This is a genomic window from Streptomyces vinaceus (assembly GCF_008704935.1).
GTDB classification, from domain to species: Bacteria; Actinomycetota; Actinomycetes; order Streptomycetales; family Streptomycetaceae; genus Streptomyces; species Streptomyces vinaceus.
Genome location: NZ_CP023692.1, coordinates 3,302,235 through 3,318,996 on the forward strand (window position 1 = coordinate 3,302,235; position 16,762 = coordinate 3,318,996).

Below are 16,762 nucleotides of genomic sequence, written 5' to 3' on the forward strand. Positions count from 1 at the left end.
CCCGCGCCCGCCCACCGAGCCCGAACCGAGTCCGAACCGAGCCCGCTCCGAGCCCGCACCGCGTCCACGGAACGCGCCCCACAACGTACTGACTGAAGGAACCATGCACCGATCTGCCTCGCGCCTCACTCGCGTTCTCGCCTGCGCAGCCGTCCCGGTGATCCTCACCGTCGCCGGCTGTTCGTCCGACTCGGGCAAGGACTCCGGTTCGGGCGGCGACAAGAAGCCCGCCGCTTCCTCGTCGGCCAAGCCGAGCGGCAAGGCCTCGGCCGCCCTGGAGAAGGCGGCGTTCGCCGCGCTGCCGGACCCGTGCAAGGCGATCCAGTCGAAGACGGTCGAGACCCTCGTCCCGGAGGCGAAGGACAAGAACGGCACCGCGACCAAGTCGAACGACCTGGCCTCCCGCGCCAGCTGCTCCTGGAACGGCCTGGACGAGGACGGCCTGAAGGGCTCGCAGTACCGCTGGCTGTCGATCTCCCTGGTCCGCTACGACTCGCACTCCTCGCTCGGCGGCGCGAACAAGCGCGCCGAGGACCAGCTGGGCAAGCAGGTCGAGACGGCGAAGGCGACCGAGGGCGCGACGAACGTGAAGGTCGAGCCGGCGGGCGGGATCGGCGACCAGGCGTCGTCGATCGTGTACGGGGTGAAGAAGGAGGTCGACTTCTTCAACACGACGATCGTGGCGCGCACGCAGAACGTGGTGATCACGCTGGACTACAACGGTGCGGCGTACGAGGGTGCCGGCGCTCCGGATCAGGCCAAGCTGCTCGAAAACGCGATCGCCGCGGCGAAGGAAGTCGTCGCCTCGGTCGGCGCCGCCAACCAGCAGCAGTCGCCGCAGCAGCAGCCTGAGCAGCAGGCTTCTCCCTCCGCGCAGTAGTCGGCGGCGGGTCCGGGAGGCGCGGCGGGCGGCGCGGCCGACGCCGAACGGGAGGCTGACATTCAGTCACCCGTGCGGTCACCCGTACGCTGTGCCTGCCGTAGCTCGACAAGGGGAGGGGATCGCGGGTGGCCGCGATGCAGCTGACTCGTACGCACCGGATACTCATCGGCGTCGTGGTCGCAGGAGCCGTGGTGATCGCGGGGATCGGTTTCGCCGGTTCGTACGCGGCGGTCCGCGCGCTCGCCCTGCAGAAGGGGTTCGGGAACTTCTCGCTGGTGTTCCCGATCGGCATCGACGCGGGCATCTGCGTACTGCTCGCCCTGGACCTCCTCCTGACGTGGATCCGTATCCCGTTCCCGCTGCTGCGCCAGACGGCGTGGCTGCTGACGGCGGCGACGATCGCGTTCAACGGCGCGGCGGCCTGGCCGGACCCGCTGGGCGTGGGCATGCACGCCGTGATCCCGATCCTGTTCGTGGTCACGGTGGAGGCGGCCCGGCACGCGGTGGGCCGGATCGCGGACATCACCGCGGACCGGCACATGGAGGGCGTGCGGATCACCCGCTGGCTGCTGTCGCCGGTGCCGACGTTCAAGCTGTGGCGCCGGATGAAGCTGTGGGAGCTGCGGTCGTACGAGCAGGCCGTCGGCATGGAGCAGGACCGGCTGATCTACCAGGCCCGTCTGCAGGCCCGGTACGGGCGGGCGTGGCGGCGCAAGGCCCCGGTCGAGGCGCTGATGCCGCTGCGGCTGGCCCGGATCGGCGTGCCGCTCGCGCAGACGGCTCCGGAGGGTCTGGCGGCGGCGGGCATCGACCCGATGCTGCTGCCTCCGGCGGCTGCGGGCGCTGCGGCCGCGGCCGCGGCGGCTCCCGCGGCTCCGGCCCTGGAGGCGGCGGCCGTGCAGGCGGCTGTGCAAGCGTCGGCCGTGCAGACGTCGGTGCAGGAGGCCGTGCAGGAGGCCGTGCAGGCGGGCCCCGACCCGCAGGCGGCGCGGCCCGCCACCACCGCCACCCCGGCCCCGGCCCCGGCTCCGGCTCCGGCCGCGGCGGTGGCGGTGCCCCCGGTGACGCACGCCCCGCCGCCCTTCGCGGTGGACCCGACGGCGATGCCCGCGGCGCACGACAGCGCCTGGTTCGCGGCGCCGCTGGCCCCGCAGGCGGCGTACGAGGGCGGCTACAACCCGCAGTACGTGGAGGGGCTGGAGCCGACCCCGGTCATGCCCCCGACCGGCCCGGACGAAGAGCAGGCCCTGGGGCAGGTCCAGGAGCAGCAGCTTCCGGCTCCCCGCCCCGAGATGCGGCCGGAGGCCGGTGAGCCCGTCTCCGACATCGACGAGGCGAAGTTCACGGAGGCGGCGTACGAGGTCTTCCGGACCTACATCGAGGAGAACGGCAAGCTCCCGAGCCCCGAGCAGGTGGACATATACCTCTCGGACCGCCACGGGATCAACCATCCGCTGGCGTTCAGGACGATCAGCCGGCTGATGCCGGAGCTGAAGCAGCGCTACCAGCGCGATCTGGAGAACGAGCACATCTCCTAGCCGCCGCGGCGGCGGTACGCGCGGACGGCATGCGCAAGGGCCCGCACCCCGAGGGGTGCGGGCCCTTGCGCGTACTTGTCGGGCGGCTCAGACGGCCAGCAGCTTGCGCACCCGGTCCGCGCCGACGGCGAGGAGCAGCGTGGGCAGGCGCGGGCCGGTCTCCCGGGTCACGAGGAGGCGGTACAGCAGGGCGAAGAAGGTGCGCTGGGCGACCTTGAGCTCCGGGGTCGGCTTGGCGTCGGGCTCCAGGCCGGCCATCACCTTCGGCACGCCGTAGACGAGCGTGGTCAGCCCGTCGAGCGACCAGTGCGAGTCGAGCCCGTCCAGCAGCAGTCGCAGCGACTCGCGGCCCTCGTCGTCGAGGGAGGACAGCAGCTCGGTGTCGGCGTCCTCGCGCACGAGCGTGCGCTGGTCGGCCGGGACCTGGGTGGTGATCCAGTTCTCGGCGCGGTCCAGCCGCGGCCGTACCTCGTCCAGCGAGGTCAGCGGCTGCGAGGGGTCGAGGTCGGCCAGGATGCGCAGGGTCTGCTCGTCGTGCCCGGCGGTGATGTCCACGACCGACGCGAGCGTGCGGTAGGGCAGCGGGCGCGGGGTGCGCGGAAGCTCGTGCGAGGCGACGCGTACGGCACGGGTGTGCGCGGCGGCGTCGGCCGGCAGCACCGAGCCGTCGGCGACCTTGGCCTCCAGCTTGTCCCACTCGTCGTAGAGCCGCTGGATCTCCTGGTCGAAGGCGATCTTGAAGGACTGGTTGGGCTTGCGGCGCGCGTACAGCCAGCGCAGCAGCTGCGGTTCCATGATCTTCAGCGCGTCGGCCGGGGTCGGGACCCCGCCCTTCGAAGAGGACATCTTGGCCATGCCGCTGATGCCGACGAACGCGTACATCGGTCCGATCGGCTGCTCGCCGCCGAAGATGTGCACGATCTGGCCGCCGACCTGGAACGAGGAGCCGGGCGAGGAGTGGTCGACGCCCGAAGGCTCGAAGATGACGCCCTCGAAGGCCCAGCGCATCGGCCAGTCGACCTTCCAGACGAGCTTGCCGCGGTTGAACTCGCTGAGCTTGACCGTCTCGGTGAACTCGTCCTCGGTGCAGACGTACGTCATCTCGGTCGTCTCGTCGTCGTACGAGGTGACCTTGGTGAAGTCCTTGCCGCACTGACCGCAGTAGGGCTTGTACGGGAAGTAGCCGCTCTCGCCGGCGCTGCCGTCGTCCTCGGCGGCGGCGCCGGAGCCCTCGGCGGCCTCCAGCTCGGCCTCGTCGACCTGCTTCTGCTGGGGCTTCTTGCCGCCCGGCTTCTGCTTGGTGCGGTACTGGTCGAGGACGGCGTCGATGTCGCCGCGGTGCTTCATCGCGAACAGGACCTGCTCGCGGTACGCGCCGGAGGTGTACTGCTCGGTCTGGCTGATCGGGTCGTACTCGACGCCCAGCTCGGCCAGGGCCTCGACCATGGCGGCCTTGAAGTGCTCGGCCCAGGTCGCGTACGCCGAGCCGGCCGGGGCCGGGACGGAGGTCAGCGGCATGCCGATGTACTGGCCGTAGGTCTCGGGGTCGACGCCGGGGATGCCGGCCGGGACCTTCCGGTAGCGGTCGTAGTCGTCCCAGGACAGGACGTGGCGGACCTCGATGCCGCGGCGGCGGATCTCGTCCGCGACCAGGTGCGGGGTCATGACCTCGCGGAGGTTGCCCAGGTGGATCGGGCCGGAGGGGGAGAGTCCGGACGCGACGACGACGGCTTTGCCCGGGGCTCGGCGCTCCGCCTCGGCGATGACCTCGTCCGCGAAACGGGAGACCCAGTCGGTCTCGGTGCTGCTCTGGGCGCTCTGAGCCACGACACGTCCTTCTATCTCGAATGCTGGCTTCTCGCCATTCTCCCAGACGGAAGCAGCCCCTCCGAGGTTGCCTGCGACGCCCCTTTATCCCGGGAAACGGGACGCCCCCGCGTGGGATACTCGGGGCTTGTCGGAACAACCAAGTGCAGCTTCAGGCACGACCTCACAGGAACGGCAGCTCATGGCCTCGGTCCCTTCCCTCGCTTCCTCCGTCAACCAGCGCGTCGCGGACGCCCTTGCCTCGGCCCTGCCGGAGGCCGGTGGCGCGGACCCGCTGCTGCGACGAAGCGACCGGGCCGACTTCCAGGCCAACGGCATCCTGGCGCTCGCGAAGAAGGCCAAGGCCAATCCGCGCGAGCTCGCGACGACCGTGGTCGGGTCCATCCCGACCGGTGACCTGATCGCGGACATCGAGGTCTCGGGCCCCGGCTTCCTCAACATCACCGTCGCCGACCGGGCGATCATGGAGACCCTCGCCGCCCGCGCCGGCGACGACCGCCTCGGTGTCCCGTACTCCGCGAACGCGGGCACGACGGTCATCGACTACGCGCAGCCGAACGTCGCGAAGGAGATGCACGTCGGCCACCTGCGGTCCGCCGTGATCGGCGCCGCGATGGTGGAGATCCTGGAGTTCACGGGCGAGAAGGTGGTCCGGCGCCACCACATCGGCGACTGGGGCACCCAGTTCGGCATGCTCATCCAGTACCTGCTGGAGCACCCGCACGAGCTGGACCACAAGTCGGACGCGGAGGTCTCCGGCGAGGAGGCCATGTCCAACCTGAACCGCCTCTACAAGGCCTCGCGCGCGCTCTTCGACTCCGACGAGGAGTTCAAGACGCGGGCGCGGGCGCGGGTCGTCGACCTCCAGGCGGGCGACGAGCAGACCCTCGCCATGTGGCAGCGGTTCGTCGACGAGTCGAAGATCTACTTCTACTCCGTCTTCGACAAGCTGGACATGGACATCCAGGACCCGGACGTGGTCGGCGAGTCCGGCTACAACGACATGCTCGTCGAGACGTGCAAGCTGCTGGAGGACTCGGGCGTCGCCGTCCGCTCCAACGGCGCGCTGTGCGTGTTCTTCGACGAGTACAAGGGCCCGGACGGCAACCCGACCCCGCTGATCGTCCAGAAGTCGGACGGCGGCTTCGGCTACGCCGCGACCGACCTGTCGGCGATCCGGGACCGCGTGGGCAACCTGAAGGCGGACACCCTGCTCTACGTGGTCGACGCCCGCCAGTCGCTCCACTTCAAGATGGTCTTCGAGACGGCCCGCCGCGCGGGCTGGCTGAACGACGAGGTCAAGGCCGTGCAGCTGGCCTTCGGCACGGTCCTCGGCAAGGACGGCAAGCCGTTCAAGACCCGCGAGGGCGAGACGGTCCGGCTGGTGGACCTCCTCGACGAGGCCGTGGACCGCGCGACCGCCGTGGTCCGGGAGAAGGACAAGGAGCGTGGGTTCCTCAGCGAGCAGGAGATCGTCGAGAACGGCGTCCAGGTCGGCATCGGCGCGGTCAAGTACGCGGACCTCTCCACCTCCGCCGCGCGCGACTACAAGTTCGACCTGGACCAGATGGTCTCGCTGACCGGTGACACGTCCGTGTACATCCAGTACGCGTACGCCCGGCTCCGGTCCATCCTGCGCAACGCGGGCGACCGTTCCCCGGTCGCCCACCCGGAGCTGGAGCTGGCCCCGGCCGAGCGCGCGCTGGGCCTGCACCTGGACCAGTTCGGCGAGGTCATCGCCGAGGCGGCCGCGGAGCACGCCCCGCACAAGGTGGCCGCGTACCTGTACCAGCTGTCCTCGCTGTGCACGACGTTCTACACCGAGTGCCCGGTGGTGAAGCCGGAGCCGGAGCTCGTCGTCGGCGAGAACCGCCTGTTCCTGTGCGACCTGACCGCCCGGACGCTCACGAAGGGCATGTCCCTCCTGGGCATCCGCACCCCCGAGCGCCTCTGACCCCGTTCGCGGGGCTCCTGTTCGCGGGGCTCCTGTTCGCGGGGCTCCGCTCCGCACGATCGGCCTTCCCGCCGTAGCGACGGCAGGGGGAGGCCGATCGTGAACGGTCCACAGGGTGTGCACGGCTCATGGCCGGCGCGCGCCGCGCACGCGGGGTCAGTGGCTGATCGGGTAGGAGTGCCGGCCCGTCGCCTCGTCGATCTCTGAGTGGGCCTTCTGCAACATCTGGGACGCGAGATCCATCAGCGCGCGAGCGCCGGCGATCTCTTCCCCGACCCGCAGCTGCTCCGGGTCGGAGGGGTGGCGCATGGCGTAGCCGTGCGCCCTCATCTCGGAGCCGTCACCGAGCCTGACCATGGCCGCCGCGCTGGTGCGGTGGCCTTCCTCGGTGAATTCGAGCTCCACGTGCCACCCGACGAGTGTGGGCATGGTGCATCACCTCCAGGGGTCACCCTGCCTCCAGGGTGCGCCCGGCCCGCCGGGAGCGCGAGCGGGGGCTTGGGGGGGCGGGAGCCCCGACTCGGGGTCGGGGAGGCTGGGCGGGGTGTTGGGGGCGGGACACGGCTGGCCGGGGTCGGGGAGGGTTCGGGGGCGTCCCGTCAGTCCACTGTCCTTCCGTGTCGGGTCGGTCCGTCAAGGGCGCTCACTTCGTTCGCGTCGCTTCGCGATGGCCTTCGGCCACCCTTGACCGACCGCCCCGCCCCGGAATGCCATAAGACTGCCGGGAAGCCCCCGAAGGAATGGCCGGGAGGTCAAGCGACGGATGAAGGCCCCCTGAGATGCCGACCAGCACCTCCCGTTCAGCCACCCCCCATTTCCCCGCACCACCAGCCCGGCCAAGACGGGGGGCGCGGTCGATCGCTACGCGCTTCTCACGTCTCAGCGACTGACGACCGCCTGTGGCCGGACATAGGCCGCCCAGACGGAGTCCGTGGATGGCCATGTCGGCGTCTGCGGCCTGTTCCTGGGTGAAGAGCGGGCCGGCCTTGGGTGCAGAAGGAGACCAGTGGGACGGACAAGAGGTCGAACGGGACGGATACGGGGTCGACCGGACGGTCAAGAGGCCCAGCGGGGTGGACAAGAGGCCCAGCGGGGCGGGCATGAGGCTGAACGGGACGGATGAGGGGCTCGGCGGGGCAGGCGAGCGGCCTGGCGGGGGCGGAATGAGGCCCATGGGGGCGGACAAGCGCCCGGCAGGGGCGGAATGAGGCGGTGAGGGGGCGGAATGTGGCGGTGAGGGGGTGAGTCGGAGCCTGATGCCGGACTTTCCAACCTCTCAGTCAGGCACGGCCCCTTGCAGGCCTCGATCGGCCACCAAAAGGGACAAACAACCCGCTGTCGCAGGCCGGGAGACATCCGGATCCGTCGTAGGCGGCTTATGTCCGGCCACAGACGGTCGTCGGACGCTGTGCCGAGAGGAGCGCGTAGCGATCTGGCGCGCCACCCCGCGCTACATGCGCATCTCATCGCTGCCGGGTGCAGGTCAGGGGCTGCCAGGGCGCGGGATCGGCGTCCCTGACGCGGGCATGTGCATGGCTGTCCCCCTGACCGTTCCTTCGGGGGCTTCCCGGCAGTCTTATGGCATTCCGGGGCGGGCCGGGCAGTCAAGGGTGGCCGAAGGCCATCGCGAAGCGACGCGAACGAAGTGAGCGCCCTTGACGGCCCGGACCGACACGGAAGGACAGTGGACTGCCGGGAAACCCCCGAACCCTCCACAACCCCGCCCCACGGGGCCCCGCCCCCCATACCGCCCCGCCGTCCCGACCCCGGCCGTCGGGGAACCGCCCCCCACCCCGCCCCGCCGTCCCGACCCCGCTCGTCGGGGTACCGCCCCCACCCCCGATACCTAGCGGCCTGAGTAGCCGCGCTCATGTGCGGGGCTCCGCGCGGCGGTTGACTGCCCGTATGGATCAGGGCCACGACACCTCCCCCGACCGGTGCGCCTTCGTCGCGCCGCTGCTCTCCAGCCTGCTGACGCTGCCGATGGGGCTCCTCGCGTTCTTCTCCGTCGGGCTGTCTCCCATGGCCTGCGATTCCTGCGGGGACGCCGCGAGCGACCGGTTCGACGCCTCGTACGGGCTCGCCTTCCCCGTCTTCGTCACCGGCCTGCTGCTCGTCCTCGCCGTGCTGGTGGCCGGCTGGGCGCTGCCCTGGCAGCGGCGGAACGCCGCCCGGCGGGTCGGGTTCGCGTTGCTCGCCCCCGCCGTCGTCGTCCTCGACTACGTCGTGTTCGCCTCCATCGTCGACTGGCCGTAGGGCGCGCCGGGAGGCCCAGCGGCTCGTTCGAGGCGACACTCTCCGACCGGGGGCCCGGAAGGTCGTCGAAGGTCGTCGTGGGCTTCGGTGATCCCGGGCCGGTGCTCGCGCGGCTGGAGCCCGGGGACCAGGTGACCGCCGGCCATGCCACCTTCGCCCGTCTGGGTGGCGGCCGCGGCCCTCGGGGCCGGTTTCGCGATCGCGCTGGCGGCCGGGCTCGGCGGGCGGCAGCCGTGGCCTGGCGCTCCCTCGGGCTGCCGTTCGCGGCGTACGCCGCGGTCCGGCTCCACCGGTACCGGCTGCGGCAGTTGGTCCCCATGGGGCGGAGTGACAGATTCCTCTCCCGCTCCGTGATCCCGCGCCCCGCCCCCGCCTACGCTGCCCGGCATGGGTGGGGACAGGAAACCGGGATGGTGGCGGCTGTGGTCACGGATCTGGCGGTCCGGGCCCCCCGCCGGGTCCGCGCGCGTCTGGCCGCTGCGCTGACCCGGCGGGGGTTCCCCACGCGGAACCGCCCCGTGCCTCGCTCAGTCGATGCCCTGCGCGAAGCGGAAGAAGCGGTTCGGGTCGTAGGCGCGCTTGACCGACCGCAGCCGCGTGTAGTTCCGCCCGTAGTAGGCCTCGCGCCAGTTGGTCAGCGCCGGGTCCATGTAGTTCTGGTACGACTGGTGCAGCGAGGCCGTGTACGGCTCCACCGTGTTGAAGCCCCTGTCGACCCAGGCCTGGCCCCGGTCCTTGTCCTCCTGCGTGAGGTTCGGGCTGGTCAGGCCCACCGAGTAGCCGGCGTTGAAGAGCGAGTCGCGGTGCACGAAGGCGGTGGCCGTCGGGGCGACGTCGTTGACCTTGCCCGCGTAGGCGAACAGGCCCAGGAAGCGGAACTGGCCCGGGCGGAAGTCGGCCGTGAAGGCCGCCAGGGCCGCCTCGGCGTCGGCGCGGGTCCAGCCGCGGGCGAAGAAGTTGTTGCGGCCCAGCGAGTAGTTGTCGCGGGTCAGCTGTGCCTCGGGCGAGTACCCGATCCGGTGGCACTGGTCGACGGTCTTCGTCCCGCAGCCGAAGACGTTCATCATCGCCTCGCGGTACGGCGCTTCGACGACCGTACGGGAGGTGGTGGGCCGGCCGACGGCCGCGACGAGCTGGTCGAGGACCCGGTCGGCGTCGGCCTGCGGGCCGGCGTAGCCGCCGGTGAGGACGACGTACGGCTCGGTGCCCTGCGGGGCGTCGGTGGAGAGCAGGAACAGCAGCTCCGCGGAGAGCTCCCGGGGCGCGGTCGCGATCCAGTCCTGCCAGGCCAGGATCACCTGGACGGCGTCCGACCAGGCGAAGTTGAGGTTGTACGTGGTGAGCGAGGGGATCTGGACCGGCTGCACCTCAAGGTCGGTCACGACGCCGAAGTTGCCGCCGCCACCGCCGCGCAGGGCCCAGTACAGGTCCGGGTTCTCGTTCTCCGAGGCGCGCACCGTACGGCCGTTGGCCAGGACGACGCGGGCCGAGACCAGCCGGTCGGCGCCCATGCCGAACTTGCGGGTGGCGTAGCCGAGGCCGCCGCCCTGGAGCCAGCCGCCGACCGCGACGGTGGGACAGGTACCGGCCGCGACCTGGATGCCGTACGGGGCGAGGGAGTTGAGGACGTCGACGCCCTGGCTGCCCGGGCCCAGGTGGACGGTGTCGCCGGGGCGGACGTGGTTGAGCTTGGAGACGTCGATGACCAGGCCCGGGGTGGTGGAGTAGCCGGCCTGGCTGTGGCCGCCGCTGCGCACCGCGGGGGCGAGGCCGTAGTCCTGGGCGAAGCGGATGCACGCGGCCACGTCGGCTTCGCTGGTGCAGTAGGCGATGGCCTGCGGGTGGATCGCGTCGAACTGGGCCAGCTGGAGCTGCTTGGCCGTCTCGTACGTGGCGTCGCCCGGCAGGACGAGCCGGCCGGACAGGCGGCTCTGGAGGGTCTTCCACGGGGTGGCGCCGGCAGCCTGCGCCAGCATCAGGCCACCGGTTCCGGCGGTCAGTGCGGCGGCCGCCCCGACGCTGGCACCTGCGCGTATGAGCGAGCGTCTGCTGAGCACGTGAACCACACTCCGTTCTGTCCTGGCATGCAGGACACAGCTTTCGGTCGAGTGCGTGCAGCCTCGGTCAGGAACGCACGGTTCCCGCCACGCCTATCCGGAATCCGTCAGTACCCGGCGGTGGCCGGGCGCCGAGCTGACGGAGTCGGCCCGCGGCCGGGAGGTCGGCCGGGGCGCACCGCCTACCGTGACGCCCCGACCGACGAGCCGGGGTGCAGGGAGGGGTGACGTCCGTATGGGCGGTGCGCGCAGGCCGTACGTCCTGCTGTCCGCGGCGATGAGCGTGGACGGGCGGCTCGACGACGCGGGTCCCGAGCGGCTGCTGCTGTCCTCGCCGGAGGACTTCGACCGGGTGGACGCCGTACGCGCCTCCTGTGACGCGCTGCTGGTGGGCGCGGGAACCGTACGGAAGGACGATCCGCGGCTGCTGGTCGGCGATCCCGGGCGCCGGGCGGGCCGGGTGGCGCGCGGCGAGCCCGCGGATCCGCTCAAGGTCACCGTCACCGCCTCGCCCCGGCTCGATCCCGGGCTGCGTTTTTGGCACTGCGGTGGCGAGAAGCTGGTGTTCACCGTGGACGCGAGCGCGGGGCCGCTGCGCGCGGCGCTCGGCGGCCTGGCCGAGGTGGTGAGCACCGGGCCGGAGCTGGACTGGGCGCGCGTGCTCGACCTGCTCGCGGCGCGCGGTGTGGGGCGGCTGATGGTGGAGGGCGGTACGTCCGTGCACACGCAGCTGCTGGCCCTGGACCTGGCCGACGAGCTCCGGGTGGCCGTGGCCCCGCTGCTGGTGGGCCAGGAGGGCTCGCCGCGGCTGGTGGGCGGGGCCGAGTTCCCGGGCGGGCCCGCCGCCCGGATGCGGCTGCTGGACGCGCGGGTGGCCGGCGACGCCGTCGTACTGCGCTACGCGCCGAAGGAGCGTGTGCCGTGACCCCGCTGTACCTGTCGGACGAGGAGTGGATGCGCCGGGCAATCGCCCTGTCGCGGCGGTGTCCGCCCAGCCCGGGTGCGTACTCGGTGGGCGCGGTGCTGGTGGACGGGGCCGGGATGGAGCTGTCGTACGGGTACAGCCGCGAGGGCGATCCGAGCGTGCACGCGGAGGAGTCGGCGCTGGCCAAGCTGGTGCCCGGCGACGCCCGGCTGCGCGCGGCGACGCTCTACTCGACGCTGGAGCCCTGCTCGGAGCGGCGTTCGAGGCCGACTCCGTGCGCCGCTCTGGTGATCGGTGCCGGGGTGCGCCGGGTGGTCGTCGCCTGGCGGGAGCCGGCGCTGTTCGTGGCGGCGTGCACGGGCGTGGCCGAGCTGCGCGCCGCCGGGATCGAGGTCGTGGAGCTGGCGGGGCTGGCCGGTCGGGCCCGGGCGGTCAACGCGCACCTGTGGGCGGCGGGCCCGGGAAGTTGACGTACTCGTGGCTGCGGCGTTGTCCGTGCGGCTCGCGGCGCAAAAAGTGGGCACCGCTAGCTCGCACTCATCCGGAGGTATTTTTCAATGTCTGAGCCGCTCCGCGTCGCAGTCATCGTCGCAAGTGTCCGTGACGGCCGGTTCGGCCCGGTCATCGCGAACTGGTTCACCGGTGTCGCCCGTGAGCGGCAGAACCTTGAGATCGACGTGATCGACCTGATCGAGCACGACCTGCCGAACCGGCTGTCGCAGTCGCCGGACCTGGAGGTCCAGGCCGTGCTCTCGGGCGTTTCGCCGCGTCTGGCCGCCGCCGACGCGTTCGTCGTCGTCACCCCCGAGTACAACCACTCCTACCCGGCGTCCCTCAAGTCGCTGATCGACTGGCACACCACCGAGTGGCACGCCAAGCCGGTCGGCTTCGTCGGCTACGGCGGCCTCGCGGGCGGTATGCGCGCCGTCGAGCACCTGCGCCAGATCTTCGCCGAGACCCACTCGGTGACGGTCCGCGACACCGTCGGATTCCACGGTCCCTGGGGCCAGTTCGACGAGCAGGGCAACCTGATCGACCCGACCGAGGCGGAGGCCGCGGCCAAGACCCTGCTCGACGCGCTGGAGTGGTGGGGCACCGCGCTCAAGGACAAGAAGGCCCAGCAGCCGTACGGCAGCTGATCGCCGAACCGCCACCTCGCCCGGACCGGCCCACCCTCCCGGGGTGCACCGCAGCCCTGGAGGAAAGATGAGCCTGCGCACGACCCCCGCACAGCCCACCGCCCCGCACCGGGTCGCGTTACGCGGCGGCGCGGACCGCCCCGCCTCACCCGAGGCGGGGCGGTCCGTCGCACGCGTGGTCGCGGCCATATCCCTGCTCGGGATGCTGGTGGTGGGCCAGCTGTACGTGGCGATCCCGCTGCTGCCCGACATCGGGCGGGCCTGGGGGGTGGACCAGGCGTCGGCCACCTGGGCGACGTCCGCGTACGCGGTGACGTACGCGATCATCTCGCTGTTCAGCGGGGCGCTGGCCCGGCGGTTCGGCACCCGGGCGGTGCTGGTGGCCGGGGTGAGCGCGCTGGCGGTGGTGACGGCCTGCGTGCCGCTGGCGGATTCCTTCGGCGTGGGGCTGGCGCTGCGGGCCGGGCAGGGCCTGTTCGCCGGCGTGTACGTCCCGCTGGTGTACGCGTACCTGAACACGCACGTACCGGCGTCGAAGCTGCCGACCGCGCTGACGATCGTCTCCGCCTGCATGGCGGGGACGATCGTCGCCGGTCAGGTGGAATCGCAGCTGCTGGCCGCCGCCGTCGGCTGGCGGGGCACGTTCTGGGTGACCGCGCCGCTGCTGCTGGCGGGTGCGCAGGTGCTGCGCCGGGTGCTGGCGCCGGTGGATCCGGCGCGGGCCAAGGGCGGCGCGGACACCGGGGCCGCCGGGGGCGCCGCCTCGCGGGCGGCCCGCGGGGCCACCCGGCGGATGTGGCTGCGGCTGCTGCCCCTGTACGTCGTCGGGATCACCTGCTCCAGCACCATGACGGCCATCTACACGAGCGTGCAGCTGTACGGGCCTGCCTCGCTGGTCGGTGACGGCCAGGCGATGCTGACGCTGCGGGCCACGGCGATCCCCGCGCTGGTGCTGGGCGTCCTGCTGTCGCCGCTGCTGGGCCGGATCCCGGCGCGGCCGCGCGGGGCCGGGGCGTTCGCCGTGGCGGCGGCGGGGATCTGCGGCGCCGGGCTGTTCGGCGGTACGGCCGCCGGGCTGGCCGGGGCGCTGTTCGTGTTCATGCTGGGCCTGGCGGCGATCGGCCCTGCCGTGGTGCAGGAGATCGGCGCGCTGTCGGGCGCGGCCCACGGGGTCATGGCGACGGCCCTGTACGGGTTCACGCTCAACATCGGCGGCGGGGTGGGGGCACAGGTCCCGCTGGCGTTCGGCGAGGTCAGGGGCGTCGGGCTGTTCATGTCGGCGCTGCTGGCCGGCTGCGTGGTGCTGCTGGTGGCGACCGGCCGCCGGCGGCGGCGCGCCGCGTACGTGACGGACTAGAGCCGGCGCCCTCGGCGGGGCGCCGGGCACGGAACAGGATCAACTCAAAGGCCCCGGCAGTCGAAAACCGGAAACGAGCGGGGGCGGTCGAAAGGGAGTGCATCTCGTCATGACGAACATCGCTGTCATCTACTACTCGTCCACCGGCTCCACCTACAAGCTCGCCGAGGCCGCCGCCGCGGCGGCCGAGAAGGAGGGCGCGGAGGTCCGCCTGCTGCGCGTCGCCGAGATCGACCCGAACGGCGAGGCCGCGCGCCGCGACGGCGCCTCGGACTTCCAGAACGCCACCAAGGACGTCCCCGTGGTGACCCTCGCGGACCTGGAGTGGGCGGACGGCATCCTCATCGGCACCCCGGTGCACTTCGGTCTCGCCGCCCCGCAGCTGATGCACTTCATCAACTCCACGTCGAAGCTGTCGATCGAGGGCAAGCTGCTGAACAAGGCGGTCTCCGCTTTCGCGTCCGGCTCGGCGGCCCACGGTGGCCAGGTCTCCGCGATCCTCGCCCTGCACAACGCGATCACCCACTGGGGTTCGCTCATCGTCTCCACCGGTTCGACCGACCCGGTGCTGTACAAGCCGAAGAACGGCAACCCGTACGGCGCCTCCGCCGTGGTCGGCGGCAACCCGGGCCAGGTCCCGGAGGAGAACCTGGAGGCCGCGGCCTTCCAGGCGCGCCGTACGCTGGAGGTCGCCGCTGTGGTCAAGACCCTGGACGCCCGGTGATCGACAACGGGCTCGCCACGGCGTATCTGGCCCGGATCGGCGCGTCCCGCCCCGCGAAGGCCGATCTGGCGGCGCTGGCCGAGCTGACGGAACGGCACGTGCTGACCGTGCCGTTCGAGAACCTCGACTACCACCTCGGCCAGGAGATCCACCTGGACGAGCGGGTCGTCGACAAGATCGTGCACCAGGGCCGCGGCGGTGCCTGCTACGAGGTGAACCCGGCCTTCGGGCTGCTGCTGGAGGCGCTCGGCTTCCAGGTGGAGATCCTCTCGGCGCGGGTGCACCGCCCGGGCGGGCTCGGCGCTCCGCTGGGCCACCTGATGCTGCGCGTGAGCGTCGACGGGTCGGCGTACCTGGTGGACGTGGGCTTCCGGCGCAACGCGCGCCGGCCGCTGCTGCTGGGGACCGAGGCGGTGCAGTACGACCCGCAGGGCGCGTTCGCCTTCGGGCCGGAGCGGGAGGGCGAGTTCGACCTGTTCCTGGACGGCGAGCCGATGTACCGGGTGGACGGCCGGGCGCGTGAGCTGGGCGAGTTCCGGCCTTCGCTGTGGTGGTTCCGCACCTGCCCGGACTCGCCGTTCATGCAGGACGTGTTCTGCTCGCTGCCGACGGTCGAGGGCCGGATCACGCTGAAGGGCCACACCCTGACCAAGCGCGTCCACGGCGAGTTCACCGTGGAGCACCTGGCCGACGACACCGAGGTGTTCGAGGCCTACCACAAGCACTTCGGCATGACGCTGGACCGGCTGCCCGACGAGCCGGTGCGCCCCGCGGGCACGCCCGGTATCGCCGTCGAGTAGCCGCGGGTCCCCACCCCGCGTGCCATGTGCCCGCTTCCCCACCTCGCCTCCCCCACGCGTGCCACCGGATCCCCCCACTCCCCCACGGTGCGCACCCCACCTCCCCCGCCTCCGCCAGGTACCTCCTTCCCCCCTCCCAGGAGTCACCATGACCACACTCGTCACGGCACCGGCCGAACTGCCGAATGCGTTCCTGCGCGCCTTCAACGCCCGCGACATGGAGGCGATCGACCGCCTCTTCGAGCCCGGGGCGGTCCGCGTGCTGACCCCCGGCGAGGTCGTCACGGGCGAGGGCCGGCGCGACGCGACCCGCAGCTTCATGGCGCTCGGCATTCCGATGAAATTGACGGTGCGCCACTGCTATGAATACGACGACTTGGCGCTGCTGCTGTGTGACTATCTGATCAAGGGCGTCAAGCCGGACGGAACTTCCGTCCTCCACGAAGGCACGGCCACGGATGTGGTGCGCCGCGGTGCGGACGGCTCCTGGCGCTATGCCATCGACAACCCGCCGGGAATCGACCGCGAAAGCGCGAAGCCCTGAATCCCACAAGACAAGAGAGATTGAAGAGCCGATGACCAACGTCGCGATCGTCTACTACTCGGCCACCGGAAACATCCACAAGCTCGCGGTGGCAGCAGCCGAGGCCGCCGAGAAGGCGGGCGCGCAGGTCCGTCTGCGCCGCGTCGCCGAGATCCAGGAAGCCACCATCGCGCCCAACTTCACGGAGTGGACCGAGGCGTTCCAGGAGCACGTCGGCGGCAGCAGCCGCGAGGTCGAGATCGCCACGCAGGACGATCTCGACTGGGCCGACGCGGTCATCTGGGGCACCCCGGGCCGCTACGGCGCCATGGCCGGCCCGCTCAAGCACTTCATCGACCAGACCTTCGAACTGCACGCCCGGGGCGGCCTGAAGAACAAGGCCATGTCCTCGTTCACGTCCACGGGCACCCAGCACGGCGGCCAGGAGTCGACCGTCCTGTCGCTGTCGAACGTCTTCTACCACTGGGGCGCGATCATCGTGCCCCCGGGCGTCACCGACCCGATCATGGTGGCGCCGAGCAACGGCAACCCGTACGGCGTGAGCGCCACCTCCGGGCTCCAGGCCGTCCCCGGCCTGCTCGCCCAGAACGTGACCGAGGACAACCTCAAGGCGGTCGGCTACCAGACCGTCCGCACCCTCCAGGTCGCCGAGGCCCTCAAGCAGGGACTGGGGAACTGACCCACCTCTGCGACCAGTAGGAACAGCAACGCACCGGCACCGGAAAGGCCCGTAGCGGGAGCATCCGCTACGGGCCTTT

At 71.7% G+C, this 16,762-nt stretch carries 13 protein-coding genes and 1 pseudogene; 11 read left to right on the top strand and 3 right to left on the bottom strand.

Going from position 1 to position 16,762, the window contains the following annotated elements:
- Positions 1-103 precede the first annotated feature (103 nt).
- A complete protein-coding gene (locus CP980_RS14690) occupies positions 104-880 on the top strand; it encodes a DUF3558 family protein (RefSeq protein WP_099890076.1) in 777 nt (258 codons plus the stop codon).
- A 128-nt stretch (positions 881-1,008) separates the two neighbouring features.
- Entirely contained in the window at positions 1,009-2,421 is a 1,413-nt protein-coding gene (locus CP980_RS14695; protein ID WP_150528342.1) for a DUF2637 domain-containing protein, read from the top strand.
- A gap of 87 nt (positions 2,422-2,508) precedes the next feature.
- Here the strand turns inward: CP980_RS14695 and lysS are convergent, their stop codons facing one another.
- On the bottom strand, positions 2,509-4,248 hold the full coding sequence (gene lysS / locus CP980_RS14700) for a lysine--tRNA ligase (protein ID WP_132759632.1): 1,740 nt from the start codon (positions 4,246-4,248) through the stop codon (positions 2,509-2,511).
- Positions 4,249-4,429: 181 nt separating this feature from the next.
- Here lysS and argS point away from each other — a divergent pair, with 181 nt between their 5' ends.
- Entirely contained in the window at positions 4,430-6,202 is a 1,773-nt protein-coding gene (gene argS / locus CP980_RS14705; protein ID WP_132759631.1) for an arginine--tRNA ligase, read from the top strand.
- A 156-nt stretch (positions 6,203-6,358) separates the two neighbouring features.
- Here the strand turns inward: argS and CP980_RS14710 are convergent, their stop codons facing one another.
- Positions 6,359-6,631 carry a DUF1876 domain-containing protein gene (locus CP980_RS14710; protein WP_030864490.1) on the bottom strand — a complete coding sequence of 91 codons (273 nt, stop codon included), beginning with the start codon at positions 6,629-6,631 and terminating at the stop codon, positions 6,359-6,361.
- Positions 6,632-8,107: 1,476 nt separating this feature from the next.
- Here CP980_RS14710 and CP980_RS14715 point away from each other — a divergent pair.
- A complete protein-coding gene (locus tag CP980_RS14715; RefSeq protein ID WP_132759630.1) occupies positions 8,108-8,458 on the top strand; it encodes a hypothetical protein in 351 nt (116 codons plus the stop codon).
- A gap of 527 nt (positions 8,459-8,985) precedes the next feature.
- On the opposite strand, the gene CP980_RS14720 is transcribed toward CP980_RS14715, so the two are convergent.
- Positions 8,986-10,515 (bottom strand): FAD-binding oxidoreductase, encoded by a 1,530-nt coding sequence (locus CP980_RS14720; protein ID WP_150528343.1) that lies wholly within the window; start codon positions 10,513-10,515, stop codon positions 8,986-8,988.
- A gap of 235 nt (positions 10,516-10,750) precedes the next feature.
- Here CP980_RS14720 and CP980_RS35560 point away from each other — a divergent pair.
- From CP980_RS35560 to CP980_RS14760, 7 genes and pseudogenes are all read left to right on the top strand, one after another.
- Positions 10,751-11,910, top strand: a pseudogene (locus tag CP980_RS35560) (dihydrofolate reductase family protein).
- A gap of 87 nt (positions 11,911-11,997) precedes the next feature.
- Positions 11,998-12,579, top strand: coding sequence for an NADPH-dependent FMN reductase (locus CP980_RS14735; protein ID WP_099890082.1), 582 nt, complete (start codon positions 11,998-12,000; stop codon positions 12,577-12,579).
- A 67-nt stretch (positions 12,580-12,646) separates the two neighbouring features.
- The gene (locus CP980_RS14740; protein ID WP_150528345.1) at positions 12,647-13,936 is read left to right on the top strand and encodes an MFS transporter; all 1,290 of its coding nucleotides are present in this window, start codon (positions 12,647-12,649) and stop codon (positions 13,934-13,936) included.
- Positions 13,937-14,045: 109 nt separating this feature from the next.
- Positions 14,046-14,660, top strand: a complete 615-nt coding sequence (locus tag CP980_RS14745) for an NAD(P)H-dependent oxidoreductase (RefSeq protein WP_123513193.1) — start codon at positions 14,046-14,048, stop codon at positions 14,658-14,660.
- Entirely contained in the window at positions 14,657-15,460 is an 804-nt protein-coding gene (locus tag CP980_RS14750) for an arylamine N-acetyltransferase family protein (RefSeq protein WP_308439438.1), read from the top strand. Before CP980_RS14745 ends, CP980_RS14750 begins: the two co-directional genes overlap by 4 nt.
- A 148-nt stretch (positions 15,461-15,608) precedes the next feature.
- Entirely contained in the window at positions 15,609-16,004 is a 396-nt protein-coding gene (locus tag CP980_RS14755) for a YybH family protein (RefSeq protein WP_099890085.1), read from the top strand.
- Between the two features lie 31 nt (positions 16,005-16,035).
- Positions 16,036-16,683 (top strand): NAD(P)H-dependent oxidoreductase, encoded by a 648-nt coding sequence (locus tag CP980_RS14760; RefSeq protein ID WP_123513195.1) that lies wholly within the window; start codon positions 16,036-16,038, stop codon positions 16,681-16,683.
- Positions 16,684-16,762 lie beyond the last annotated feature (79 nt).

Excerpts from the sequence above, each read along its gene's own strand:
- CP980_RS14690 (WP_099890076.1), top strand. The coding sequence starts at position 104 with ATGCACCGATCTGCCTCGCGCCTCACTCGCGTTCTCGCCTGCGCAGCC.
- argS (WP_132759631.1), top strand. The coding sequence starts at position 4,430 with ATGGCCTCGGTCCCTTCCCTCGCTTCCTCCGTCAACCAGCGCGTCGCG.
- CP980_RS14710 (WP_030864490.1), bottom strand. The coding sequence starts at position 6,631 with ATGCCCACACTCGTCGGGTGGCACGTGGAGCTCGAATTCACCGAGGAA.
- CP980_RS14755 (WP_099890085.1), top strand. The coding sequence starts at position 15,609 with ATGACCACACTCGTCACGGCACCGGCCGAACTGCCGAATGCGTTCCTG.
- CP980_RS14715 (WP_132759630.1), top strand. The coding sequence starts at position 8,108 with ATGGATCAGGGCCACGACACCTCCCCCGACCGGTGCGCCTTCGTCGCG.
- CP980_RS14745 (WP_123513193.1), top strand. The coding sequence starts at position 14,046 with ATGACGAACATCGCTGTCATCTACTACTCGTCCACCGGCTCCACCTAC.
- CP980_RS14760 (WP_123513195.1), top strand. The coding sequence starts at position 16,036 with ATGACCAACGTCGCGATCGTCTACTACTCGGCCACCGGAAACATCCAC.
- CP980_RS14740 (WP_150528345.1), top strand. The coding sequence starts at position 12,647 with ATGAGCCTGCGCACGACCCCCGCACAGCCCACCGCCCCGCACCGGGTC.
- CP980_RS14735 (WP_099890082.1), top strand. The coding sequence starts at position 11,998 with ATGTCTGAGCCGCTCCGCGTCGCAGTCATCGTCGCAAGTGTCCGTGAC.